General features: G+C 35.1%; 20 protein-coding genes and 4 tRNA genes. 21 read left to right on the top strand and 3 right to left on the bottom strand.

Annotation, left to right across the window (positions count from 1 at the left end):
- Position 1 precedes the first annotated feature (1 nt).
- The 17 genes from rpsU (at position 2) to ACSVH7_RS13575 (ending at position 15,287) form a co-directional block, all read left to right on the top strand.
- Positions 2 to 199 (top strand): 30S ribosomal protein S21, encoded by a 198-nt coding sequence (gene rpsU, locus ACSVH7_RS13655; RefSeq protein WP_438067248.1) that lies wholly within the window; start codon positions 2 to 4, stop codon positions 197 to 199.
- 75 nt (positions 200 to 274) lie between these two features.
- Positions 275 to 1,165 (top strand): tyrosine-type recombinase/integrase, encoded by an 891-nt coding sequence (locus tag ACSVH7_RS13650; protein ID WP_438067247.1) that lies wholly within the window; start codon positions 275 to 277, stop codon positions 1,163 to 1,165.
- 35 nt (positions 1,166 to 1,200) lie between these two features.
- Positions 1,201 to 1,503: a ribosome hibernation-promoting factor, HPF/YfiA family gene (gene hpf, locus ACSVH7_RS13645; protein ID WP_438067344.1), complete on the top strand. Its 303-nt coding sequence runs from the start codon at positions 1,201 to 1,203 to the stop codon at positions 1,501 to 1,503.
- A 90-nt stretch (positions 1,504 to 1,593) separates the two neighbouring features.
- Positions 1,594 to 1,667: transfer RNA gene (locus tag ACSVH7_RS13640), tRNA-Thr, on the top strand.
- Positions 1,668 to 1,711: 44 nt separating this feature from the next.
- Positions 1,712 to 1,792 (top strand) — tRNA-Tyr (locus ACSVH7_RS13635).
- A 57-nt stretch (positions 1,793 to 1,849) separates the two neighbouring features.
- Positions 1,850 to 1,921: transfer RNA gene (locus ACSVH7_RS13630), tRNA-Thr, on the top strand.
- Positions 1,922 to 1,975: 54 nt separating this feature from the next.
- Positions 1,976 to 3,160, top strand: coding sequence for an elongation factor Tu (gene tuf / locus ACSVH7_RS13625; RefSeq protein ID WP_024982057.1), 1,185 nt, complete (start codon positions 1,976 to 1,978; stop codon positions 3,158 to 3,160).
- Positions 3,161 to 3,208: 48 nt separating this feature from the next.
- A tRNA-Trp gene (locus tag ACSVH7_RS13620) sits at positions 3,209 to 3,279 on the top strand.
- A gap of 25 nt (positions 3,280 to 3,304) precedes the next feature.
- Complete coding sequence (secE, locus tag ACSVH7_RS13615; RefSeq protein WP_438067246.1) at positions 3,305 to 3,502, top strand: preprotein translocase subunit SecE; 198 nt, start codon at positions 3,305 to 3,307, stop codon at positions 3,500 to 3,502.
- Between the two features lie 10 nt (positions 3,503 to 3,512).
- Entirely contained in the window at positions 3,513 to 4,064 is a 552-nt protein-coding gene (gene nusG / locus ACSVH7_RS13610) for a transcription termination/antitermination protein NusG (protein WP_438067245.1), read from the top strand.
- A gap of 66 nt (positions 4,065 to 4,130) precedes the next feature.
- A complete protein-coding gene (rplK, locus tag ACSVH7_RS13605; protein ID WP_064716536.1) occupies positions 4,131 to 4,568 on the top strand; it encodes a 50S ribosomal protein L11 in 438 nt (145 codons plus the stop codon).
- A gap of 13 nt (positions 4,569 to 4,581) precedes the next feature.
- Positions 4,582 to 5,271: a 50S ribosomal protein L1 gene (rplA, locus tag ACSVH7_RS13600; protein WP_438067244.1), complete on the top strand. Its 690-nt coding sequence runs from the start codon at positions 4,582 to 4,584 to the stop codon at positions 5,269 to 5,271.
- 22 nt (positions 5,272 to 5,293) lie between these two features.
- Complete coding sequence (gene rplJ / locus ACSVH7_RS13595; protein WP_438067243.1) at positions 5,294 to 5,794, top strand: 50S ribosomal protein L10; 501 nt, start codon at positions 5,294 to 5,296, stop codon at positions 5,792 to 5,794.
- A gap of 88 nt (positions 5,795 to 5,882) precedes the next feature.
- Complete coding sequence (rplL, locus tag ACSVH7_RS13590) at positions 5,883 to 6,254, top strand: 50S ribosomal protein L7/L12 (protein ID WP_438067242.1); 372 nt, start codon at positions 5,883 to 5,885, stop codon at positions 6,252 to 6,254.
- A 264-nt stretch (positions 6,255 to 6,518) separates the two neighbouring features.
- Positions 6,519 to 10,331: a DNA-directed RNA polymerase subunit beta gene (rpoB, locus tag ACSVH7_RS13585; protein WP_438067241.1), complete on the top strand. Its 3,813-nt coding sequence runs from the start codon at positions 6,519 to 6,521 to the stop codon at positions 10,329 to 10,331.
- Between the two features lie 234 nt (positions 10,332 to 10,565).
- Positions 10,566 to 14,876 (top strand): DNA-directed RNA polymerase subunit beta', encoded by a 4,311-nt coding sequence (rpoC, locus tag ACSVH7_RS13580; protein ID WP_438067240.1) that lies wholly within the window; start codon positions 10,566 to 10,568, stop codon positions 14,874 to 14,876.
- Positions 14,877 to 14,984: 108 nt separating this feature from the next.
- Positions 14,985 to 15,287, top strand: a complete 303-nt coding sequence (locus tag ACSVH7_RS13575; RefSeq protein WP_438067239.1) for a DUF3467 domain-containing protein — start codon at positions 14,985 to 14,987, stop codon at positions 15,285 to 15,287.
- An 85-nt stretch (positions 15,288 to 15,372) separates the two neighbouring features.
- Here ACSVH7_RS13575 and ACSVH7_RS13570 read toward each other — a convergent pair whose 3' ends face one another.
- The gene (locus ACSVH7_RS13570) at positions 15,373 to 16,962 is read right to left on the bottom strand and encodes a peptide chain release factor 3 (RefSeq protein WP_438067238.1); all 1,590 of its coding nucleotides are present in this window, start codon (positions 16,960 to 16,962) and stop codon (positions 15,373 to 15,375) included.
- A 304-nt stretch (positions 16,963 to 17,266) separates the two neighbouring features.
- On the opposite strand from ACSVH7_RS13570, the gene ACSVH7_RS13565 reads away from it, so the two are divergent.
- From ACSVH7_RS13565 to ACSVH7_RS13550, 4 genes are all read left to right on the top strand, one after another.
- Positions 17,267 to 18,670 carry a peptidylprolyl isomerase gene (locus ACSVH7_RS13565; protein ID WP_438067237.1) on the top strand — a complete coding sequence of 468 codons (1,404 nt, stop codon included), beginning with the start codon at positions 17,267 to 17,269 and terminating at the stop codon, positions 18,668 to 18,670.
- 75 nt (positions 18,671 to 18,745) lie between these two features.
- Positions 18,746 to 19,699, top strand: coding sequence for an AAA family ATPase (locus tag ACSVH7_RS13560; RefSeq protein WP_438067236.1), 954 nt, complete (start codon positions 18,746 to 18,748; stop codon positions 19,697 to 19,699).
- Positions 19,700 to 20,037: 338 nt separating this feature from the next.
- On the top strand, positions 20,038 to 22,809 hold the full coding sequence (locus ACSVH7_RS13555) for a bifunctional aconitate hydratase 2/2-methylisocitrate dehydratase (protein WP_438067235.1): 2,772 nt from the start codon (positions 20,038 to 20,040) through the stop codon (positions 22,807 to 22,809).
- A 272-nt stretch (positions 22,810 to 23,081) separates the two neighbouring features.
- A complete protein-coding gene (locus ACSVH7_RS13550) occupies positions 23,082 to 24,530 on the top strand; it encodes a LysM peptidoglycan-binding domain-containing protein (protein WP_438067234.1) in 1,449 nt (482 codons plus the stop codon).
- A gap of 29 nt (positions 24,531 to 24,559) precedes the next feature.
- Here the strand turns inward: ACSVH7_RS13550 and ACSVH7_RS13545 are convergent, their stop codons facing one another.
- Entirely contained in the window at positions 24,560 to 25,861 is a 1,302-nt protein-coding gene (locus ACSVH7_RS13545; RefSeq protein WP_438067233.1) for a TIGR00341 family protein, read from the bottom strand.
- 16 nt (positions 25,862 to 25,877) lie between these two features.
- Positions 25,878 to 26,420 (bottom strand): YceI family protein, encoded by a 543-nt coding sequence (locus ACSVH7_RS13540; protein ID WP_438067232.1) that lies wholly within the window; start codon positions 26,418 to 26,420, stop codon positions 25,878 to 25,880.
- Between the last annotated feature and the right edge of the window lie 70 nt (positions 26,421 to 26,490).

Genomic DNA, 26,490 nt, shown 5'->3' with positions numbered 1-26,490 from the left:
TATGTTAATTATACCAATTAAAGACGGAGAAAATATCGATAGAGCATTAAAACGCTATAAAAGAAAATTTGATAAAACAGGAACTGTTCGTCAATTAAGAGCTCGTACAGCTTTTATTAAGCCATCAGTAACGAATAGAATGAAGTTTCAAAAAGCTGCTTATATTCAAAACATGAAGGATAGTTTAGAGAATATCTAATTATTTTCTTTAAAAATAATAGCCGTTAGTCTTCAAAGTTTATAACTTTGATGCTAACGGTTTTTTTTTTTTTTTATGAATTCAGAAAAAGTGGCATTCAGGGATTATTTATTGTCTGAGAAGAAATATTCATTGCATACTCAGAAGGCGTATTGTGATGATTTGGATGTCTTTGATGATTTTATAAGGCGGTCTTTTTTAGGGCTTGATCTACTTAGGGTGGAGTATGTTCATGTTCGAGGGTGGGTAGTCTTCTTGGTGGATTCCGGTTTATCGAAGGTTTCTGTCAATAGAAAGATAGCTTCTTTGAAGGCGTTTTATAAATTTATGCTTAAAACCAAACAAATTAAAAGTAGTCCTTTGATTAAGCATAACGCCTTGAAAGTTTCTAGAAAAATCCAAATTCCTTTCTCTGAAAAAGAAATGATAGTCCCAAAGTTTTGTGGGTTGGAAGATTTTGAAGAGATCAGGAATGGTTTGATGTTGGAGATGTTTTATGTCACGGGAATGCGTAAATCAGAGTTGATTGAGTTGAGGCTTGAAGATGTTAATTGTAAAGAGCGATTAATTAAGGTGGTTGGGAAAAGAGATAAAGAGCGACTGATTCCAATGCTGGATTCAATGGTGTCTTTGATAGAGTTGTATCTTCGGGAGCGGGCTAAATATGAAGTGGTTGTCTTGCAAGATTATTTTTTTGTTACTTCAAAAGGGTTAAAATTAAGTCAATCTTTTGTCTACAGAGTAATAAATTTGTACTTTAGTGGAGTGTCTGAAAAGGTCAAAAAGAGTCCTCATGTAATAAGGCATACTTTTGCTACCCATTTATTAGATAATGGGGCAGATTTAAATTCAATTAAGGAATTGTTAGGGCATTCTAGTTTGGCTTCCACTCAAGTATATGTTAATAGTAGTTTGGCGGAGCTTAAAAAAGTGTATAATGAAGCGCATCCTAGGTGTCGGAAATAATCCAAATTTATGTTTAACTAAAAAATGTAATGATTATGAAGGTAAATGTTCATGCGGTTAACTTTACTGTTGACAGAAAGTTGGTAGATTTTGTTCAAGAGCGAATGGATAAGTTAGAGAAGTATTATGATAAGGTAGTGTCTTCTGATGTGTTTTTAAAAGTGGAGAAGACCAGTGAGAAGGAAAATAAAATAGTAGAGATTAAGATAAATGTTCCGGGAGATGATTTTGTGGTAAAAAAGCAATGTAAAAGCTTTGAAGAAGCCGTTGATTTGTCTGCGGAATCCCTAGAGCGATTATTGGTAAAAAGGAAAGAAAAAATAAGATCTCATATTTAATTTAATTTTTTTTTAAAAAATGTTTTGAATAAGAGATAAAATCTATACATTTGCAGTCCGTTAGAAATAGCGGACTTTTTTATTGAAATTGCCAGCGTAGCTCAGTCGGCTAGAGCAGCTGATTTGTAATCAGCAGGTCGTGGGTTCGAGTCCCTCCGCCGGCTCTAATTTGTGTCATAAAGGACATGTTCTTTAAAATAATGGTTTAGGGGAGATACTCAAGCGGCCAACGAGGGCAGACTGTAAATCTGCTGTGAAAACTTCGCAGGTTCGAATCCTGCTCTCCCCACAAATATAGAATATCGATTGTAAGTGAGGTTTTTAAGCTTCTTAAATCAAGGATTCTGCCGACTTAGCTCAGGGGTAGAGTGCTTCCTTGGTAAGGAAGAGGTCACGGGTTCAATTCCCGTAGTTGGCTCAAGTAAGTAGGAAATTGAAATAAATATATAACTAAGATTAAAAATTAAGTAAAATGGCAAAGGAAAATTTTAACCGTAACAAGCCCCATTTGAACATTGGTACAATTGGGCACGTGGATCACGGAAAAACTACGTTAACTGCGGCAATTACAAAAGTATTGTCTGATGCAGGTTACTGTCAAGCAAAATCATTTGATCAAATTGATAATGCTCCAGAAGAAAAAGAAAGAGGTATTACTATTAATACTTCTCACGTAGAGTATGAAACTGCTAACCGTCACTACGCTCACGTTGACTGTCCAGGTCACGCGGATTACGTTAAGAACATGGTTACTGGTGCTGCTCAAATGGATGGTGCTATTCTTGTTGTTGCTGCTACTGATGGACCAATGCCACAAACTCGTGAGCACATCCTTTTAGGGCGTCAAGTTGGTATTCCAAGAATCGTTGTATTCATGAATAAAGTGGATATGGTTGATGATGCTGAGTTGTTAGAATTAGTTGAGATGGAAATCAGAGACTTATTATCTTTCTACGAGTATGATGGAGATAATGGTCCAGTTATTCAGGGTTCTGCTTTAGGTGGATTGAATAATGATGCTGCTTGGGTTCCTAAAATTCTTGAATTGATGGAAGCTGTAGATGCTTGGATTGAAGAGCCAGAAAGAGATGTTGCAAAACCTTTCTTGATGCCTGTTGAAGATGTATTCTCAATCACTGGTCGTGGAACTGTAGCTACAGGTCGTATCGAAACTGGTGTTGCTAATACTGGAGATCCAGTTGAAATCATTGGTATGGGAGCTGAGAAATTAACTTCTACTATTACTGGTGTTGAAATGTTCCGTAAAATCTTGGATAGAGGTGAAGCTGGAGATAACGTGGGTATCTTGTTAAGAGGTATTCAAAAAGAAGATATCAAAAGAGGAATGGTAATCTGTAAACCAGGTTCTGTTAAGCCTCACGATCACTTCAAAGCTGAGGTGTATATCTTGAAAAAAGAAGAAGGTGGACGTCATACTCCATTCCATAATAACTACCGTCCACAATTCTACGTACGTACAACTGACGTAACTGGTATTATTTCTTTACCAGCTGGTGTAGAGATGGTTATGCCTGGAGATAACTTAACTATCGAAGTTAAATTATTAAGCGAGATTGCATTGAACGTAGGTTTACGTTTTGCTATCCGTGAAGGTGGTAGAACTGTTGGAGCTGGTCAGGTAACTGAAATCCTATAGTTTTAAACTAGAATAAATATAGCCAGTAACTTTGGTTGCTGGCTTAATACGGGCGTAGTTCAAGGGTAGAATAGCGGTCTCCAAAACCGTTGATGGGGGTTCGAATCCCTCCGCCCGTGCAAAATAAACACACACAGTATAAATATGGCAAAAGTTGTTAATTACATTTCAGAAGCATTTGAAGAATTGAAATCAAATGTTACTTGGCCGGAATGGGCTGAGGTTCAGCGTCTAACAATTGTTGTTGCTGTTTTTTCAGTACTATTCGCTTTGGCAACTTGGGGAGTAGATGAAATGTTTGCAAAAGCATTAGAAGGATTTTTTAACTGGTTGAAAGCATAAATTTCTTGGGATGACTGAAAATAATTTAAAAAAGTGGTATGTCGTTCGTGCGGTAAGTGGACAAGAAAATAAAGTAAAAGCGTATATCGAAACAGAAATTGCTCGTTTGGGTATGGAGGATTTTGTTTCTCAAGTCTTGGTTCCTACTGAAAAAGTGGTAACTGTAAAAGAAGGAAAGAAAATTGCTAAAGATAAAGTTTATTTTCCAGGATACGTGATGATTGAAGCGAACTTGGTTGGTGAAATACCTCATATTATTAAGTCAATCACAAGTGTTATTGGGTTTTTAGGGGAAACAAAAGGTGGTGAGCCTGTTCCTTTAAGAATGGCCGAAGTGAATCGTATGTTAGGTAAAGTAGATGAGTTAACAGTAAATACTGATACTCGAACTATACCATTTAACATTGGAGAAACGATCAAGGTTGTCGATGGTCCTTTTAACGGTTTTAATGGAACCGTTGAAAAGATATTTGATGAAAAGCGTAAACTAGAAGTAATGGTTAAGATTTTTGGAAGAAAAACACCATTGGAGTTAAGTTTTGCGCAAGTAGAAAAAGTATAATTTTTGTTACACTATAATAACCACTACAATCGCTTCCAATGATTGTCGTGTTAAATTTTTTAAAAAATGGCTAAAGAAATTAGTAAGGTAGTTAAACTACAAGTTAAGGGAGGTGCTGCGAATCCGTCGCCACCGGTTGGACCTGCTTTAGGAGCTGCTGGGGTTAATATCATGGAGTTCTGTAAGCAATTTAATGCTAGAACACAAGATAAACCTGGCAAAATATGCCCAGTACAAATTACTGTGTATAAAGACAAATCATTCGATTTTGTTGTTAAGACTCCTCCAGCAGCGGTTCAGTTAATGGAAGCTGCAAAGCTAAAATCTGGTTCAGGTGAGCCTAATCGTAAAAAAGTAGCTAGTGTTACTTGGGAACAAATTAGAGCTATTGCTGAAGACAAAATGCCAGACTTAAATGCTTTCACTATTGAAAGTGCTATGAGTATGGTTGCTGGAACAGCTAGATCTATGGGTATAACTGTATCAGGAGATTCTCCTTTTTAATTAAGAGAAAAACATGGCAAAATTGACAAAAAAGCAAAAAGAGGCTGCTTCAAAAATTGAAAAGAACAAATTATACTCTCTTAAAGATGCTGCGGTATTATTAAAAGAGGTTGCTTCTGCAAAATTTGATGAGTCTGTTGATATCGCAGTTCGTTTGGGTGTTGATCCAAGAAAAGCGAATCAAATGGTGAGAGGTGTTGTAACATTACCTCATGGAACTGGTAAAGATGTAAAGGTATTAGCATTGGTTACTCCAGATAAAGAAGCGGAAGCTACTGCTGCTGGAGCTGATTATGTTGGACTTGATGATTATTTACAAAAAATTAAAGACGGTTGGACAGATGTTGATGTTATCATCACTATGCCTGCAGTTATGGGTAAATTAGGTCCCTTGGGTCGTATTTTAGGACCTAGAGGTTTAATGCCTAACCCTAAAACAGGTACAGTAACTATGGATGTTGCAAAAGCTGTTGCAGAGGTTAAAGCTGGTAAAATCGATTTTAAAGTTGATAAAACTGGTATTGTACATGCTGGAATTGGTAAAGTTTCTTTTGGAGCGGAGCAAATTTTTGACAATGCACACGAACTTATTCAAACATTAATCAAACTTAAACCAACTGCTGCTAAAGGTACCTACATTAAAGGAATTCACCTTACAAGCACTATGAGTCCAGCAATTGCTTTGGACCCTAAAGCAGTATAATTGGTAGTTAATAATTTTTAGTATGACTAGAGAAGAAAAATCAATCGCGATTGAAGATTTAACTGCACAGTTAGCTGGTACAAACATTATTTATGTATCTGATATTTCTGGATTAGACGCAGAAACAACTTCAAACTTGAGAAGAGCTTGTTTTAAAGCAGGTATTAAATTAGAGGTGGTAAAGAATACGTTGCTTGCAAAAGCAATGGAAGCTTCTGATAATGATTATGGTGATTTACCATCAGTATTGACTGGTAACAGTGCCATTTTTATTGCTGATGTTGCCAATGCACCTGGAAAAATCATTAAAGATTTTAGAAAAAAATCAGCTAAGCCTGTATTAAAAGGAGCTTATATTAATTCTGAGATTTATATTGGTGATGATCAATTAGATGCATTAGCTACTATTAAATCTAAAGAAGAGCTTATTGGAGAAATTATTGGATTGTTACAATCTCCAGCTCAAAGAGTTATTGCTGCTTTACAAAATCAATTCGCAAATAGCGAAGAGACTGAAGCATAATAATTGTACAAGGTATTGCCTTGTAGCTTAAAAAAGCGCACAATAAATAAATTATATTTTTACAAATCATTTTAAAACGATAGAAAAAATGGCAGATTTGAAACAATTCGCAGAACAATTAGTTAACTTAACTGTAAAAGAAGTTAACGAATTAGCAACAATATTAAAAGATGAGTACGGAATCGAACCAGCTGCTGCAGCTGTAGTAGTTGCTGCTGGTGGTGCTGATGGTGCTGCAGAAGAAGCTCAAACAGAATTTACAGTTGTATTGAAAGAAGCTGGTGCTTCTAAATTAGCTGTTGTAAAATTAGTTAAAGAATTAACTGGTTTAGGTTTGAAAGAAGCTAAAGATGTAGTAGATAGTGCACCAAGTAATGTAAAAGAAGGTGTTTCTAAAGAAGAGGCTGAAGGTCTTAAAAAATCATTAGAAGAAGCTGGAGCAGTAGTTGAACTTAAATAGTAAAACTCAATCCTGAGAATTAGGTTTAGGTCTTGGATTTATTTCTTGAGACCTAAACCATTTTTCGTATTATAAAAATTTGCGTTTTTATTATTATATTAGTTTAGAATACATAAGTGTTTTTAAGTCAATACGAAGAAAAAAAATAGATAAAATTTTCTTTTATACTATTTTTAAAGAGGTATTGATTAAAAAAGAAAGTATTGTTTTAAACGGTGTTTACACAAAAAAATTACTTTTTTTTAATCAAAATTTTGCTCATAGATGCTAACAAATCAGACTGAAAGATTGAATTTTGCCTCTACAAAAAATATTCCTGACTATCCAGATTTTCTAGATGTTCAGGTTAAATCATTTAAAGATTTTTTTCAATTAGAAACGAAATCAGATGAGAGAGGCAACGAAGGATTATACAATACCTTCATGGAAAATTTCCCAATTACAGATACAAGAAATAACTTTGTATTGGAATTCCTTGATTATTTTGTTGATCCTCCTCGTTATACTATTCAAGAATGTATAGAGAGAGGGCTTACCTATAGCGTGCCTTTGAAGGCTAGACTAAAACTATACTGTACTGACCCAGAACACGAAGATTTTGAAACAATTGTGCAAGATGTTTATCTTGGAACAATACCTTACATGACACCAAGTGGTACTTTTGTTATCAATGGTGCGGAACGCGTAGTTGTATCTCAATTACACCGTTCTCCAGGTGTTTTCTTTGGACAATCCTTCCATGCAAATGGAACTAAATTATATTCAGCAAGAGTAATTCCTTTCAAAGGATCTTGGATTGAATTTTCTACGGATATCAATAGCGTAATGTATGCTTATATCGATAGAAAGAAGAAATTACCTGTAACTACTTTATTCCGTGCTATCGGATTCGAAAGAGATAAAGATATCCTTGAGATTTTCGACTTAGCTGAAGAGATTAAAGTTTCTAAAACAGGTTTGAAAAAATACATTGGTAGAAAATTAGCGGCTCGTGTTTTGAACACTTGGCATGAGGATTTTGTTGATGAAGATACTGGTGAAGTGGTTTCTATTGAAAGAAATGAAATCATTTTAGATAGAGATACTATTATCGATAAAGATAATGTAGAGGAGATTATCGATTCTAATGTTAAATCTATTTTGTTACACAAAGAAGATAATAACTTAGTTGATTATTCTATTATTCATAATACATTGCAAAAAGACCCTACCAACTCCGAAAAAGAAGCGGTAGAGCATATTTATAGACAATTGCGTAATGCTGAACCGCCTGATGAAGAAACGGCTCGTGGTATTATTGATAAATTGTTCTTCTCTGACCAACGTTACAACTTAGGTGAAGTAGGTCGATATAGAATTAATAAAAAATTAAATTTGGATACTCCAATGGAAAAGCAAGTGCTTACCAAGGAGGATATCATTACTATTGTTAAATATTTGATCGAATTAATCAACTCTAAAGCTGAGATTGATGACATTGATCACTTATCAAACCGTCGTGTTAGAACAGTTGGAGAACAATTGTCTCAGCAATTTGGTGTAGGTTTGGCACGTATGGCTAGAACTATTCGTGAGAGAATGAACGTTAGAGATAACGAGGTGTTTACACCAATTGATTTGATTAATGCTAAAACATTATCATCAGTTATCAACTCTTTCTTTGGAACAAACCAGTTGTCTCAATTTATGGATCAAACGAATCCATTAGCTGAGATTACACACAAAAGAAGATTATCTGCACTTGGACCAGGTGGACTTTCGAGAGAAAGAGCTGGTTTCGAGGTTCGTGACGTTCACTATACTCATTATGGTCGTTTATGTCCGATTGAAACTCCTGAGGGACCAAACATTGGTTTGATTTCATCTCTTGGTGTTTATGCTAAAGTAAACGGAATGGGATTCATTGAAACGCCTTACCGTAAAGTGTCAAATGGTGTTGTTGATTTAGAGTCAACTCCTGTATATTTAAGTGCAGAAGAAGAAGAAGGCATGATGATTTCTCAAGCAAACATTGAAATGGATGCAGTAGGAAAAATTACTGCTGATAATGTAATTGCTAGACAAGAAGGTGATTTCCCAGTTATTGAGCCAACACAAGTTGATTATGCTGACGTTGCACCAAATCAGATTGCTTCTATTTCTGCTTCTTTGATTCCTTTCTTAGAACATGATGATGCGAACCGTGCCTTGATGGGATCAAACATGATGCGTCAAGCGGTACCTTTAATTCGTCCAGAAGCTCCAATTGTTGGAACAGGTTTAGAGCGTCAAGTAGCTTCAGATTCTAGAGTTTTGATTAATGCTGAAGGGGATGGTGTTGTGGAATATGTAGACGCAAATATCATTACCATAAAATACGATCGTTCTGAAGAAGAAAGAATGGTTAGTTTTGAATCTGATGAGAAAACGTATAATTTAATTAAATTTAGAAAAACCAACCAAGGTACAAGTATCAACTTGAAGCCTATCGTAAGAAAAGGGGACAGAGTTACTCTTGGTCAAGTTTTATCTGAAGGGTATGCTACTCAAAATGGTGAATTAGCATTAGGTCGTAACTTAAAAGTGGCGTTTATGCCATGGAAAGGGTACAACTTTGAGGATGCTATTGTAATTTCTGAAAAAGTAGTACGTGATGATATCTTTACTTCTATTCATATTGATGATTATTCATTAGAAGTTAGAGACACTAAATTGGGTAATGAGGAATTGACTAATGATATTCCAAACGTATCTGAGGAAGCTACTAAAGATTTAGATGAAAATGGTATGATCAGAATTGGAGCCGAGGTAAAACCTGGTGATATTTTGATTGGAAAAATTACTCCAAAAGGAGAATCAGATCCAACACCAGAAGAAAAATTACTTCGTGCTATCTTTGGAGACAAAGCGGGTGATGTAAAAGATGCTTCTTTGAAAGCTTCTCCATCATTACACGGTGTTGTTTTGGATAAAAAATTATTTGCAAGAGCAGTAAAAGATAAACGTAAACGTACTCAGGATAAAGACGCTTTAGGTGCTTTAGAAATGGAGTTTGAAGTTAAATTTGTGGAATTGAAAGACAAATTGATTGAAAAACTTTTCTTGATCGTTAATGGTAAAACCTCTCAAGGGGTTATGAATGATTTGGGTGAAGAAGTTTTACCAAAAGGTAAAAAATATACTCAAAGAATGCTTTATGCTGTTGAAGATTTTGCGCACTTAAGTAAAGGACAGTGGGTTGCAGATGATGCGACTAATAAAATGGTTAATGATTTAATTCATAACTATAAAATTAAGCTGAACGATTTACAAGGAGCGTTGCGTAGAGAGAAATTCACTATTACAGTTGGTGATGAATTGCCATCAGGAATTTTGAAACTAGCAAAAGTTTATATTGCTAAGAAACGTAAACTAAAAGTTGGGGATAAAATGGCAGGACGTCACGGTAACAAAGGTATTGTGGCTCGTATCGTTCGTCATGAAGATATGCCTTTCTTGGAAGATGGAACTCCGGTTGATATCGTGTTGAATCCACTTGGGGTACCTTCGCGTATGAACATTGGTCAGATTTATGAAACGGTTTTAGGTTGGGCTGGACAAAACTTGGGTAGAAAATTTGCTACTCCAATTTTTGATGGTGCTTCTTTAGATCAAATTAATGCGTTGACTGATGAAGCGGGTGTACCACGTTTTGGTCATACACATCTTTATGATGGTGGTACTGGAGAGCGTTTCCATCAAGCTGCAACTGTGGGTGTGATTTATATGTTGAAATTAGGGCACATGGTTGATGATAAGATGCACGCACGTTCTATCGGACCCTACTCATTAATTACGCAACAGCCTCTTGGTGGTAAAGCACAATTTGGTGGTCAGCGTTTTGGAGAGATGGAGGTTTGGGCACTAGAAGCTTACGGAGCATCAAGTACGCTTCGTGAAATTTTAACGGTGAAATCTGATGACGTTATTGGTAGAGCCAAAACGTACGAAGCAATCGTTAAGGGTGAAACTATGCCAGAACCAGGATTGCCAGAATCTTTCAATGTATTAATGCATGAGTTGAAAGGTCTTGGACTTGACTTGCGTTTAGAAGAATAATTAGACCATAGTAATCAGCTTCAAATTATTGAAGCTGATTACTCTTTTTTATAAGTTTTTAGGATTTATACCCGTAAACCGTTCCGATTTTTTGTGTGATTTCAATCATATGACTAGCACTTCAGAGAGAAGTTTAGAGAAGTAATTCGTGGTAATAGAGCGTAATGAATTAATTGGATTAATTCATAAATCTAAAATCAATTTTTAATTGCAAATAAATCAATAGTAAAAACTATGATGAATAATAAAAACAACAGTAAAGATAAGAATCCTGTAAAAAGATTCAATAAGATTTCGATAGGATTAGCTTCTCCAGAGTCTATTTTAAAAGAGTCTAGAGGTGAGGTTTTAAAACCTGAAACTATCAACTACAGAACACACAAACCAGAGCGTGATGGTCTTTTTTGTGAAAGAATTTTCGGTCCTGTAAAGGATTTTGAATGTGCTTGTGGTAAATACAAAAGAATTCGTTACAAGGGAATTATCTGCGATCGTTGTGGGGTAGAAGTTACCGAAAAGAAAGTAAGAAGAGATAGAGTTGGACATATTAATTTAGTGGTGCCTATTGCACATATTTGGTATTTCCGTTCTTTGCCTAATAAAATTGGTTATATTTTAGGCTTGCCATCTAAGAAATTAGATATGATTATTTACTACGAAAGATACGTAGTGATTCAAGCAGGTATTGCCAAAAATGCTGAAGGTGTATCTTTACAGCGTTTGGATTTCTTAACAGAAGAGGAGTATTTGAATATTTTAGATACCCTTCCGATGGAAAACCAATATCTAGATGATTTTGATCCTAACAAATTTGTTGCCAAAATGGGAGCAGAATGTATTATGGATTTATTAGCGCGTATTGATTTAGATGAACTTTCTTATAGTTTGCGTCATAGTGCTAATAACGAAACATCTAAACAACGTAAAACGGAAGCATTAAAAAGATTGCAGGTAGTAGAGTCATTCCGTGAGTCTAACTTGAATCGTGAGAACCGCCCTGAATGGATGATTATGAAAGTAATTCCGGTTATTCCGCCAGAATTACGTCCATTAGTACCATTGGATGGAGGTCGTTTTGCAACTTCAGATTTAAATGATTTATACCGTCGTGTCATTATACGTAACAATCGTTTGAAAAGATTGATGGAGATTAAAGCTCCAGAAGTAATCTTGAGAAACGAAAAGCGTATGTTACAAGAATCAGTAGATTCTCTTTTCGATAATACTCGTAAAGCTTCTGCTGTAAAAACTGAGTCAAACCGTCCGTTAAAATCTTTATCGGATTCCTTAAAAGGAAAACAAGGTCGTTTCCGTCAAAACTTATTAGGAAAACGTGTGGATTATTCTGCTCGTTCTGTAATTGTTGTTGGACCAGAAATGAAATTATTTGAATGTGGTTTGCCAAAAGATATGGCGGCTGAATTGTATAAGCCTTTTGTGATTCGTAAATTGATTGAAAGAGGTATTGTGAAAACAGTAAAATCTGCCAAGAAAATTATCGACAAAAAAGAACCAGTAGTTTGGGATATTCTTGAAAATGTAATTAAAGGACATCCTGTATTATTGAACCGTGCTCCTACTTTGCACCGTTTAGGTATTCAGGCCTTCCAGCCAAAATTGATTGAAGGAAAAGCAATCCAATTGCACCCATTAGTAACAACGGCATTTAATGCGGATTTTGATGGGGATCAAATGGCGGTACACTTGCCACTTGGACCTGAGGCTATTTTGGAAGCACAATTATTGATGTTGGCTTCTCATAATATTCTTAACCCAGCTAATGGAGCACCTATTACAGTACCTTCTCAGGATATGGTCTTGGGTCTATATTATATGACCAAAGAACGTTTGACTACTCCTGAGATGACAATTTTAGGTGAAGGATTAACTTTTTATTCTGCAGAAGAAGTAAATATTGCTTTGAACGAAGGAAGATTAGAGTTAAATGCTAGAATCAAAATTAGAGCGAAAGACTTTAATGAAAACGGTGAATTAGTTTACAAAATTATTCAAACTACAGCGGGGCGTGTACTTTTTAATGAAGTAGTTCCTGAAGCTGCAGGTTATATCAATGATGTATTGACTAAGAAAAACTTAAGAGATATTATCGGTCACGTGTTAAGTTCGACTGATGTGCCTACTACAGCTGCCTTCTTAGATGATATGAAAAATATGGGGTATAAATTCGCTTTCAAAGGAGGATTGTCTTTCTCTTTAGGTGATATTAGAATTCCAGAACAAAAAACGAAATTAATTGCTGATGCAAGAGAGCAAGTAGAAGGAATTTCTGCTAACTACAACATGGGTCTTATTACCAATAACGAACGTTACAACCAGGTTATTGATGTTTGGACTTCTGCCAATGCGCAATTGACTGAATTAGCCATGAAAAACATTAGAGAGGACCAACAAGGTTTCAACTCGGTGTATATGATGCTTGACTCTGGGGCGAGGGGTTCTAAGGAACAGATTCGTCAGTTAACCGGTATGCGTGGTTTGATGGCTAAGCCAAAAAAATCAACCGCTGGTGGTGGAGAGATTATCGAGAACCCGATTCTTTCTAACTTTAAAGAAGGTCTTTCTATTCTTGAGTACTTTATCTCAACTCACGGTGCTCGTAAAGGTCTTGCGGATACCGCATTAAAAACGGCGGATGCTGGATATTTAACTCGTAGATTACATGACGTTTCTCAAGACGTAATTGTAAACATTGAGGATTGTGGTACATTAAGAGGTGTTGAAGTTGCTGCTTTAAAGAAAAATGAGGAAATTGTTGAATCATTAGGAGAAAGAATTCTTGGACGAGTAGCATTGCAAGATGTTATCAATCCATTGACTAATGAGGTTCTTGTAAGTTCAGGACAACAAATTACAGAAACTATTGTAAAAGCGATCGAAGCTTCTCCAGTTGAAAGAGTTGAAGTGCGTTCTCCATTAACATGTGAAGCCTTAAAAGGTATTTGTGCTAAATGTTATGGACGTAACTTAGCAACAGGTAAAATGACCCAAAAAGGGGAAGCTGTTGGTGTAATTGCAGCACAGTCCATTGGTGAGCCTGGTACACAGTTGACACTTCGTACGTTCCACGTTGGAGGGGTTGCGGGTGGTATTTCTGAAGATTCAAGTATTGTAACTCGTTTTGCAGGTAAACTTGAAATCGAAGATTTAAAAACAGTTAAAGGTGAAGATAACGAGGGTAACTCAGTTGATATTGTGGTGTCTCGTTCTACGGAATTGAAATTAATTGATGAGAAGACGGGTATTTTATTAAGTACTCATAATATTCCTTACGGATCTAGTATCTATGTAGCAGATGGACAATCTGTAGCAAAAGGAGAGGTTATCTGTAAATGGGATCCATATAACGGGGTAATCGTTTCTGAGTTTACTGGTAAAATTGAATACGAAGATTTAGAGCAAGGACAATCGTTCATGGTTGAAATCGATGAGCAAACTGGTTTCCAAGAAAAAGTAATTTCTGAATCAAGAAACAAAAAATTAATCCCAACTTTATTGGTTTACGGTAAAGATGGTGAATTGATTCGTTCTTACAACTTACCAGTAGGGGCTCACTTGATGGTAGAGAATGGAGAGAAAATTAAAGCAGGTAAAGTATTGGTAAAAATCCCACGTCGTTCTTCAAAATCAGGCGATATCACAGGAGGTTTACCAAGAATTACAGAGTTGTTAGAAGCTCGTAATCCATCGAATCCAGCGGTAGTTTCTGAAATTGACGGGGTAGTTTCTTTTGGAAAAATCAAAAGAGGTAACCGTGAAATTATCATCGAATCTAAATTTGGTGATGTTAGAAAGTACTTGGTGAAATTATCAAGCCAGATTCTTGTTCAAGAAAATGACTTCGTAAGAGCAGGTGTGCCATTGTCTGATGGTGCAATTACTCCAGACGATATTTTGAGAATCCAAGGACCAGCTGCGGTACAACAATACTTAGTGAATGAAATTCAGGAGGTTTACCGTTTACAAGGGGTAAAAATCAATGACAAACACTTTGAGGTGGTTATTCGTCAAATGATGCGTAAAGTAAGAGTTCAAGATCCAGGAGATACTTTATTCTTAGAAGATCAATTGATCCATACCAAAGATTTCATCGTTCAAAACGATAACCTTTACGGTATGAAAGTGGTAGAAGATGCTGGAGATTCTGCAGTATTGAAACCAGGTCAAATCGTTACTCCACGTGAGTTGCGTGATGAAAACTCTTTATTGAAACGTACAGATAAAAACTTGGTAGTAGCTCGTGATGTTATTACAGCAACTGCTACTCCAATTTTACAAGGTATTACAAGAGCATCGTTACAAACAAAATCATTTATCTCTGCTGCTTCTTTCCAAGAAACAACTAAAGTGTTAAACGAAGCTGCTGTAGCAGGTAAAGTTGACTTGTTAGAAGGCTTGAAAGAAAACGTAATTGTAGGCCATAGAATTCCTGCAGGTACTGGTATGAGAGAGTATGATAATACTATTGTAGGTTCGAAAGAAGACTACAATGATATGATGGCTAACAAAGAAGAGTACATATACTAATTTTTAGTAATTAGCAGATAGTAATTAGTGATTAGTCTTTTGGCTAATCACTTTTTGCTATTATTGCGTTACTAATCATTGTTTACTAATCATTAAATTTTCTATAAGATGAAAGAGCAACAAGAACAAATTAATATTGAGTTAGACGAAACGATTGCTGAAGGAGTATATTCTAACTTAGCAATTATCAATCATTCTTCTTCTGAGTTTGTTTTGGATTTTGTGAGTATTATGCCAGGTTTGCCAAAAGCAAAAGTAAAGTCCAGAATTGTATTGACTCCACAACACGCGAAACGATTAATCAAAGCTTTGGCTGATAATGTACATCGTTTTGAGTTAGCCCATGGTGAAATTAAAGATACAGAGCAAGCACCAATTCCTTTGAACTTTGGTCCAACCGGACAAGCTTAAATACAAAAAAAGACTTCAATTTGAAGTCTTTTTTTGTTTGTATAATTAAAATAAAAGCCAACTTTTTTGAGTTGGCTTTCTTGTATTAATCAAATTCGGAAGTAAAAAATAATTTAACACTCGGGAATTTGCTTTGTGTCATTTGAATAGTAAAATCAGAATCGGCAAGAAATACGAGTTGGTTGTATTTGTCTTTGGCCAAAAATTTCTGTTTGATACGTTTGAATTCTTTGAATTCCTCGTTTTTAGCATCGTCTGGTTTTACCCAACACGCTTTATGAACTGGGAAGTTTTCATACGTACATTTTGCTCCATATTCATGCTCCAAACGATACTGAATAACCTCATATTGAAGCGCACCAACTGTTCCAATTACTTTACGATTATTCATTTCGAGTGTAAACAACTGCGCAACACCTTCATCCATTAATTGGTCAACACCTTTATCCAATTGTTTTGCCTTCAACGGATCGGCATTATTGATGTATCTAAAGTGTTCAGGGGAAAAACTAGGTATTCCTTTGAAGCTCATAATTTCACCTTCTGTCAGCGTGTCTCCAATTTTGAAATTTCCTGTATCATGTAATCCCACAATATCACCAGGATAAGAGATGTCAACGATTTCTTTTTTCTCAGCAAAAAAAGCATTTGGGCTAGAAAATTTTAGAGTTTTCTTTTGTCGAACATGGTAATAAGGTTTGTTTCTTTCAAAAGTACCAGAAACAATTTTTATAAAGGCCAAACGATCACGGTGTTTAGGATCCATGTTGGCGTGTATTTTAAACACAAAACCAGCCATCTTTTCCTCTTTCGGATCTACTAATCTAGTTTCAGACTCTTTTGCTCTTGGCGAAGGGGCGATGGCTACAAAGCAATCTAATAATTCTCGTACCCCAAAATTATTCAAAGCCGACCCAAAAAACACTGGTTGAATTTTTCCGTCCAAATACTCTTGACGATCAAATTTCGGATACACTTCATCAATTAATTCTAGCTCTTCACGAAGTTTTTCAGCAGGTTTTGGACCAATAATTTTTTCTAATTCAGGGCTTTTTACATCTGAGAAAGCGATCGTTTCCTCAATGTTTTTTCGGCTATCACCGCTAAAAAGATTGATATTTTGTTCCCACAAATTGTAAATTCCCTGAAAATCATATCCCATTCCTATTGGAAAGCTCAAAGGAGTAACTTTTAATCCTAATTTTTGTTCCACTTCATCCATCAAATCAAAAGCATCTTTTCCTTCACGATCTAATTTATTAATGAAAACAATCATTGGAATGTTTCTCATTCTACAAACGGCTACTAATTTTTCAGTTTGTTCCTCAACCCCTTTTGCTACGTCAATCACGACAATTACACTATCAACAGCAGTTAAAGTACGAAAAGTATCCTCTGCAAAATCCTTGTGTCCGGGAGTATCCAGAATATTGATTTTTTTGTCTTTGTAGTTGAAAGCCAAAACGGAGGTAGAAACCGAGATTCCTCTTTGGCGTTCAATCTCCATAAAGTCACTAGTTGCGCCTTTCTTGATTTTATTGTTTTTTACGGCTCCGGCCTCTTGTATGGCGCCACCAAAAAGTAATAATTTTTCTGTAAGTGTTGTCTTTCCGGCATCGGGGTGTGAAATGATACCAAATGTTCTTCTGCGTTGTATTTCTTTTAAAAAGCTCATATATACTATAAATAGCTTGCAAAAATACTATTTTAATATCCGATTTAAAAAAATGTAGTCCTTTTTATAAGATCAAATTAAGAGGATTTACTATTCTTGAAACAAATAGCGTAATAATTTTTTGTTAATACTAAAGGGTATAGTTGTATTATATCTTTGAATTGTTATTTTTGTTTGCAATTTGCAAGTCTTTTTATACAACAGTTAGAATCGTGAAATCTTTATGGTTTTGTTTTATCTACTGTATTTTAAATCCGATTTGTTTTTTTAGTTTACATAATCATTTCAATTTAACTTATTTTCGATGAAGTTTTTAAAATACAATTTTGTACTTCCCTTTTGTTTAATTTTAGCGGTATCTCTTACAGCAAATGCTCAAGAAGTAATAAAAGAAACAACAACTGCGGTTATAAAAGAAAAGCCCTCTAAGCGTCAAAAAGTAGATGGCGTTATTGCAACGGTTGGGGATTATATTGTTTTAGATTCTGATATTGATAAATCATTTTTAGAAATTACTGCTGCAGGAGGTTCAGTAAGTGGAGTGACTAGATGCCAAATGCTTGGCAAATTATTAGAAGATAAGTTATATGCACATCAAGCCATTCAAGATAGTATTGTAGTTTCTGATGCTGAAATTAAAGGGATGATGGAAGAACGATTAAATTACATGGTTGAAAACTTAGGTTCTATGGACAAAGTAATTGCTATGTATAAGAAAACTTCTGAAGAGGATTTGAGATCTACTTTTTTTGATGTTTTGAAAGAGCAAAAATTAAGCTCGGAAATGGGTAAGAAGATTGTAGATGGGGTAGAAATTACCCCGGAAGAAGTGCGAAATTATTTTAAAGCCATACCTAAAGAAGATTTGCCTTTTTTTGGAGCTGAAATGGAAGTGGCTCAAATTGTTGTAGCGCCATTGGTGACACAGGATGATAAGCAAAAAGTAATTGATCGTTTGAAAGGCTTTAAAAAAGAGGTTGAAGCAGGTGCTAGTTTTTCTACAAAAGCAGTTTTATACACCCAAGATCCGGGTTCTAGAGCCACCGGAGGTTTTTATAAAATGAATAGAAAAACGCCTTTTGTAAAAGAGTTTAAAGAAGTCGCTTTCAAATTAGCGGAAGGTGAAATTTCTGAACCATTTGAAACAGATTTTGGGTTTCATATAATTATGGTTGAAAAAATAAAAGGGCAAGAACTAGAGTTGAGGCATATTTTGTTGACTCCAACGGTTACCGATGCGTCAATTCGAGAAGCCAAAGAGAAAATAGAGTTGATTAGAAAAAGAATTTTAGATAAAGAAATTACCTTTGCTCAAGCCGCAAGAACACTTTCAGATGAAAAAGAAACAAGAGCAAACGGCGGCGCATTAATAAATCCTAAGACACAAGACACCCGTTTTGAATTAACCAAAATGGATCCGAGCTTGTATAGTAAGGTTTCAAATCTAAAAGATCAAGAAATTTCTCAACCAATAATGGAAGAAGATCAAGGGAAAAAGACTTTTAAAATTATTACTGTAACCAATAGAATTGATGAGCATACCGCTGATTATTCTAAAGATTATATCAAAATTAAAGATTTGGCTTTGAAAGAAAAACAAATCAAAGCTGTTGGTAAATGGTTTGAAGAAAAAATCAAAGAAACTTATATTAAAATTAATGGGGAATACAGAGATTGTACTTTTACGAATAATTGGTTGAAAAAATAATTTTTATAAAATAAATAAAAAGAGTTAGTTTTATGATTTCATAGTGCTAACTCTTTTTTAATTAAATATACTTATATGTCGGATGTCGATGCCATTCATGCTTTAGTTCAAAAACGTCACCAACTCAAAACAGAGATTGCTAAAATTATTGTGGGTCAAGACGATGTAATTGATCAAATTGTGCTTTCGATTTTTTCTGGGGGACACGCGCTACTTGTGGGAGTACCTGGTTTGGCCAAAACGTTAATGGTAAATACGTTGGCTCAGGCCTTAGGATTGGATTTTAAAAGAATTCAGTTTACCCCTGATTTGATGCCGTCGGATATTTTGGGAAGTGAAATTTTAGATGAAAATAGACAGTTCAAATTCATAAAAGGGCCTATTTTTTCAAATATAATTTTAGCAGATGAAATTAATAGAACCCCTCCTAAAACTCAAGCGGCGCTATTAGAAGCGATGCAGGAACGTTCGGTAACAATTGCAGGACATAATTACAAACTTGCGTTGCCGTATTTTGTTTTAGCCACTCAAAACCCTATCGAACAAGAGGGGACGTATCCATTGCCTGAAGCGCAGTTAGATCGTTTTATGTTTGCTATAAAATTGGATTATCCCTCTTTTTTAGAAGAAATTCAAGTCGTTAAAAACACTACTTCAGAGGTAAAGCTAGTAGTCAATCCTTTGTTTACTGCAGCGGAGATTATCCAGTATCAGCAGTTGATTCGTCGCATTCCGGTTGCTGATAATGTCATAGAATATGCAGTGACTTTAGTAAGTAAAACGCGTCCAAATAACGTATTGTCTACCGACTATATTAAGAATTACTTAGACTGGGGAGCAGGACCAAGGGCTTCGCAAAATTTGATAATAGCAGCCAAAGCAAATGCTGCTTTTCAAGGTAAATTTTCACCTGATATTGAAGATGTCAAAGCAGTTGCTACTGGGATTTTGCGTCATCGAATTATTAAGAATTACAAAGCGGATGCGGAAGGAATTTCAGAAGAAATGATCATAGCAAAGCTTTTATAACGTTATAGCTTCCTTATTTAGAAAGGTTCTTTGTTGAAATATAAACAAAGAACCTTTTTTTGTTTAGAATGAAATTTAGAAATTGACAAAAAAATCTTTTTTAAATATTGAATAGGTAAAATTTTAATACAAAATTGAATTATTATTGATAAAATGCATGAATATCGAGTTTTTCTAAATAATAATTTTCTAAAATAGTACTTCTATTAAATTTTTTTTAATTTTCATCTTTAATTCCTAGCTTTGCTTTCAAAAAATAACTAGTATAAATTAACTTTTGCCTTTGGTTTCTCTATCGTTTGAGAAGCGATGGCATAAATCTTTTAAACATAACCTTTATGAATACTTATAATGATTACCTAAAGGAAATTGAAGAGCGTAAACTTCAAGGACTTCATCCAAAACCAATAGATGGTGCGGAATTGTTGAGTGAAATTATTGAGCAAATAAAAGACGAGAATAATGTAAATAGAGCAGATTCGCTACGTTTTTTCATTTATAATACAATTCCCGGAACAACGAGTGCGGCAACTGTGAAAGCAAAGTTTTTGAAAACTATCATTCTTGGAGAGGCTGTGGTTGCTGAAATTACACCAGCTTTTGCTTTTGAATTGTTGTCACATATGAAAGGGGGGCCTTCAATGGAGGTCTTACTTGATTTAGCTTTAGGAGCGGATGTGGCTATAGCAAGTGAGGCAGGTAAAGTGTTGAAAACACAAGTCTATCTTTATGATGCTGATATGGCTCGTTTAAAAGCAGCTTTTGATAAAGGTAATCAAGTGGCCACAGAGGTAATAAAGAGTTATGCTCAAGCTGAATTTTTCACTAAATTACCAGAGGTGCCTGAAGAAGTTAAAGTGGTGACTTTTGTAGCCGGTGTAGGAGATATTTCTACAGATTTGCTTTCACCAGGAAACCAAGCGCATTCTAGATCAGATCGTGAATTGCATGGTAAATGCATGATTACGCCTCAAGCTCAAGATGAAATCAAAGCTTTGCAAGCTCAGCATCCTGATAAATCAGTAATGTTAATTGCCGAAAGAGGAACTATGGGGGTTGGGTCTTCTAGAATGTCGGGAGTGAATAATGTGGCGCTTTGGACCGGTAAACAAGCAAGTCCTTATGTGCCTTTTGTTAATTTCGCACCGATCGTTGGAGGTACGAATGGTATTTCTCCTATTTTTTTAACCACAGTTGATGTTACGGGCGGAATTGGAATTGATTTGAAGAATTGGGTTAAGAAACTTGACGAAAACGGTAAACCAGTCTTAAACGAAAGTGGTGATCCTATTTTAGAAGAAGTGTATTCAGTAGCTACAGGAACGGTATTAACTATTAATAGTAAGACAAAAAAATTATACAACGGCGATCAAGAATTGATTGATATTGCTAAAGCATTTACGCCACAAAAAATGGAGTTTATTAAAGCAGGTGGATCTTATGCTATCGTTTTTGGGAAAAAATTGCAAACTTTTGCAGCAAACCTTTTAGGGATTGATATTCCGTTAGTATATGCTCCCTCTAAAGAAATTTCTATCGATGGGCAAGGGCTTACAGCTGTTGAAAAAATATTCAACAGAAATGCTGTAGGTACAATTTCTAAAAAAGTATTACACGCTGGTTCTGATGTTCGTGTAACCGTAAATATTGTAGGTTCTCAAGATACTACGGGTTTGATGACCGCTCAGGAGCTAGAGTCAATGGCTGCAACGGTTATTTCGCCAATTGTCGATGGAGCTTACCAATCAGGTTGTCATACAGCTTCCGTTTGGGATAAGAAAGCACAAGCCAACATTCCGAAATTAATGAAATTTATGAATGACTTTGGCTTGATTACTGGACGTGATCCAAAAGGACAATATCATGCGATGACGGATGTTATTCATAAAGTACTTAACGATATTACAATCGATGATTGGGCGATTATTATCGGTGGAGATTCTCACACCAGAATGTCAAAAGGAGTTGCTTTTGGTGCAGATTCAGGGACAGTTGCTTTAGCATTAGCTACAGGTGAAGCCTCTATGCCGATTCCAGAATCGGTAAAAGTGACTTTTAAAGGAACAATGAAAAGTTATATGGATTTCCGTGATGTAGTGCATGCAACACAAGCGCAAATGTTGAAAAAATTTGCAGGAGAGAATGTTTTCCAAGGTAGAGTTATTGAGGTGCATTTAGGAACTTTAACTGCTGATCAAGCCTTTACTTTTACAGATTGGTCTGCTGAAATGAAAGCAAAAGCAGCAATTTGTATCTCTGAAGATGCTACACTAATTGAATCTCTAGAAATTGCCAAAAGTCGTATTCAGATTATGATTGACAAAGGGATGGATAATCATAATAAAGTGCTTCAAGGACTAATTGATAAAGCAAATGCAAGAATTGAAGAAATCAAAACAGGTACAAAACCAGCATTGACGCCCGATGCAACTGCGAAGTATTACGCTGAAGTAGAAATCGATTTGGATCAAATTGTTGAGCCAATGATTGCTGATCCAGATGTTAATAATGCAGACGTTTCAAAACGATATACTCACGATACCATTAGACCTTTGTCGTTTTATGGGGGAACAAAAAAAGTAGATCTAGGATTCATAGGGTCTTGTATGGTGCATAAAGGAGATATGAAAATCTTGGCACAAATGCTAAAGAATGTAGAAGCACAACAAGGAAAAGTAGCGTTTAAATCCCCTTTGGTAGTAGCTCCGCCTACCTATAATATTGTAGATGAGTTGAAAGCTGAAGGAGATTGGGAAGTGCTGCAAAAATATTCTGGATTTGAATTTGATGACAATGCACCAAAAGCTGCAGCTCGAACTAAATATGAAAATATGTTATATTTAGAACGACCAGGATGTAATCTTTGTATGGGAAATCAAGAAAAAGCAGAGAAGGGAGATACCGTAATGGCTACTTCAACGCGTCTTTTCCAAGGTAGAGTGGTAGAAGATTCAGAAGGGAAAAAAGGAGAATCATTACTTTCCTCCACTCCAGTTGTCGTACTTTCTACAGTACTTGGTAGAACGCCAACTATTGAAGAATATATTGCCGCTGTAGATGGTATTAATTTGACAAAATTTGCACCATCTAACAAACAAATGGTGCTTTAATAGTAGCATCTTATTTTACAAAAGCCTGAGTTTTTTTACTCAGGCTTTTTTTTGAACTAATGTGGAGTAATTGTTCAGTATATTAGCTCCCTTATAGACTTTTTATAGTGTGAATTTATTGTTGATTTAACACTTTTATTTACTAAAAAAAGTATATTTGTATTTCTTGAAAAAACTATAATTTTTACTAAAAACATATTGCTTTTTTTAAGATAAACGAACGACTTTCAACTTTTTAATAAAAATAACCCCTAATTTTTTTAAAAACAATCATGAGATATTTTGGATTGATTTTTTGGCTTTTTGTGATGGCTACTTCGAGCGTTTTTTCCCAAGAGAAATTTATTAAACATGCTATTGCTAAAGGGGAAACGATTTCTTCTATCGCTGAAAAATATCAAGTAAGTCAAAAAGTAATTTTCGAACTCAATCCTAATGCTTCGGGGATTTTGAAGCTAAATGCGATACTTAAAATTCCAAATAAGAGTTATAAAAAGGAGATCGCTAAAAAACAATCAAGTACAAAACAAAAAAAGACCCAAATTGTGGCTCATGAAGTAATTGCAAAGGAGACTTTATTTGGTATAGCTAAAAAATATGCTATCTCGGTGGGAGATATTAAAAAAAGCAATCCATCTATCGAACTTGAAGGATTAAAAGTGGGACAGCAGCTCAAATTGGTTCTTCCTGATAACTTTGTATTACCTCAAGAAGTGGCTGAAGTGGAGAAAGACAGCATGGTTCAAAGAAGTGCTATTGATTCCAATCAGAAGGAGACTTTAAAAGCAACCACTTCCATTTCCACTACCCCTTCACTCCAATTACATACGGTTATGGCAACCGAAACAAAATATGGAGTATCTAAAAAATACAACCTATCGGTGGCTGAATTAGAGCAATTGAATCCAACTCTTGTCAATAAAAAATTAGCTATAGGGCAAGTATTAAATGTTCCTTTATTGAATAATAACCAGGTTGCTATTCAGAGTACCACGCTCGAAAGCACTGATCTTTTGAAAGAGGAAGGCGCTTCTAAAACAGAAATGGTAACAACTACTGCCTCTCCCCAGGCACTTAATGAAAGTATAGTTACAAAAACAGCGGAACACGTAGTAATAGCCAAAGAAACAAAATTTGGAATAGCCAAAAAATACAACATTACATTAAACGAATTAGAACGGTTAAACCCTTCAATTCAAAATACACTAAGAGTAGGTATGGTTTTAAAAGTAGGTGAAGGAACTCTAATTCCAACGGATGCTGCCCTACTTGAAACTACTAAAAACGAAAGCCTAGTTACAGCTGACGAATCCACTACTAAAATATTTGGTGATTTTGCTGTTGCAGATCATTTAATAGAGAAAGCTTCAGATAATTTAGGCGTTCGATATCGTTCTGGCGGAACCACTAGAGCTGGGTTCGATTGTTCAGGTTTGATGTTTACCACCTTTGATGCCTTTGATATTAAATTGCCAAGATCTTCGATTGAACAAGCTAATGTTGGACTAAAAATAGATCCTTTAGAAGCTAAAAAAGGAGATTTGATATTCTTTAAAACAAGAGGTAGTGGGCGAATTAATCATGTGGGGATGGTAATAGATGTAGCAGGAGATGAGATTAAGTTTATTCATTCCTCCACATCCAATGGTGTTATTATTTCTTCTACCAAAGAAAATTACTATCACAGAAACTTTGCACAAGTCAATCGTGTTTTAAAATAAATGACTAAGCGGGCGTTGTTACCCAATGTTTAATTAGCGCTTTCTTTTAAAATTACGATGTTTTTCTTTTTGACTCTTTTCGTCAACCATTCTTTTAACTTTTTTTCATCATTTGCAGTCAATGGTTTTTTACTATTGTATATAGCAACTGTTTTCGTGAGGGTGCTATCTGTATTTTCATTAAAGATGTGATTGGCAATAGAGAGATTGGTGATTTCAGGAAAAAAAATGGTGATCTCTTCTCTTAATCCTTTGTTGTCAAAAGAATTGGCTTTTAGTTTGTTTTTTAAATTTAAGATGATTAAATCTTTTTTGGTTTCTTTTGAATTCTCATTCGCATAATTCTCTGTAATTAATTTCTTAATATCAGTAGTATCTTGTTTGATTACCAGTTGAGTGTTTTCAATTTTATACTTTTTTAAAAGGGTATTCAGTGTTTTTTCTTCTTTGCCATTTACTTTCTTGTTTAAAAACGCTAATTCTATACTTTTAGGATTGGATTTGTAATTGATTTTTTGGTAAACAATGGTAACGCCATTTTCATTAAATTCTTGATTTAAGAACAATTCTACTTTTTGATGGTACTTTTTTTCTTGTGCTAACAAATAAGCAAAATATACGCTTGGTAGAATCAGTAGCGCTAAGATGGTGGAGATGGTATATTTGATTTGTTTGCGATACTTTTGGTCCACATGATTTACCTCAGGATACTTTAAATATTTAACTATGATGAAAGTGGATATACAGATAAAGACACAATTGATGGTATACAAAAATAAAGCACCTAGAAAAAATTTCCAATTTCCAATAGCCAATCCATAACCAGCCGTGCATAGCGGAGGCATAAGCGCTGTTGCAATGGCTACCCCCGGAATGGGATTACCTTTTTCTACTCTAGTAATGGCGATAACACCTACTAATCCACCAAAAAAGGCAATTAAAATGTCGTAAATATTAGGTGAGGTTCGTGCTAACAACTCGGCTTGTGTTTCTTTGAAGGGAGTCAGTAAAAAGTAAACGGTAGAAACCAGTAAACTTACTATCGTAGCAATTAAAAGATTTTTAGCGGCTTTTTTTAATAATTCAAAATCAAAAATACCCAGACTAAATCCAGCTCCTACAATAGGTCCCATCAAAGGAGAAATTAACATCGCTCCAATAATTACCGCGGTAGAATTCACGTTAAGCCCTACGGAAGCAACAACTATTGCACAGGCCAAAATCCAAACCGTAGATCCTCTAAAGGAAATATTCGCCTTTACATTTTCTAATACTTTTTGTTTGTCTTCTTCTCCTTTGTGTAAATCTAAAAAACTCTGTATTCTATTCATGTGTTTAAAATTTATGTCATTCCCTAACTATTGCGTGTAATGTAATGGCAACTTCTTTTGATATTTTGGAGGCTACAATGGGTGGAATTTCTATTGTGAAATCTTCTGTATTAATGGTAAATGAAGTATCAATTTCTATTTCTTCATTCTTTTTATGTAAGGTGATCTTGCAGAATAAGGGTTTGGATTTTCCGTGAATTTTTAGAATTCCTTTGAGTTGGTATTCTTGGGGTTGATCGGTTAATAATTGGTATTCTAATTTCTCGATTTTTCCAATAAATTGCGCTTTTGGATACCGATCACTTTCTAAATAGTGCTCATTAAAATGTTTTTGCATCAACTCTTTCTTAAATTTAAATTGTTGAATGAACAAGGAACAGTTTATTTCATTAGTAGCAAAGGAAACGAAACAATTGACATTATTATTTACGGCTTTTATTTCTTCAAATAAAGGCACTGAAGCTTCAAATCGAATACTTCCTGCGGTAGTCGACCATTCATTCTGAGCTTGTACCCATAAACTACAGAGAGAAATTAGTAAAAATGTAGTTTTTTTCATTTGAATTAAAGCTTCTTGTTACTTAAAGTTACGTTTTATAAGTAGGTTCAGCAAATTAATTCATTTAATT

This window comes from Flavobacterium sp. TSSA_36 (assembly GCF_051547165.1).
GTDB lineage: Bacteria > Bacteroidota > Bacteroidia > Flavobacteriales > Flavobacteriaceae > Flavobacterium.
Note: the sequence above shows the minus strand (reverse complement) of the source record. Positions and strands in the feature narration are given on the sequence as shown.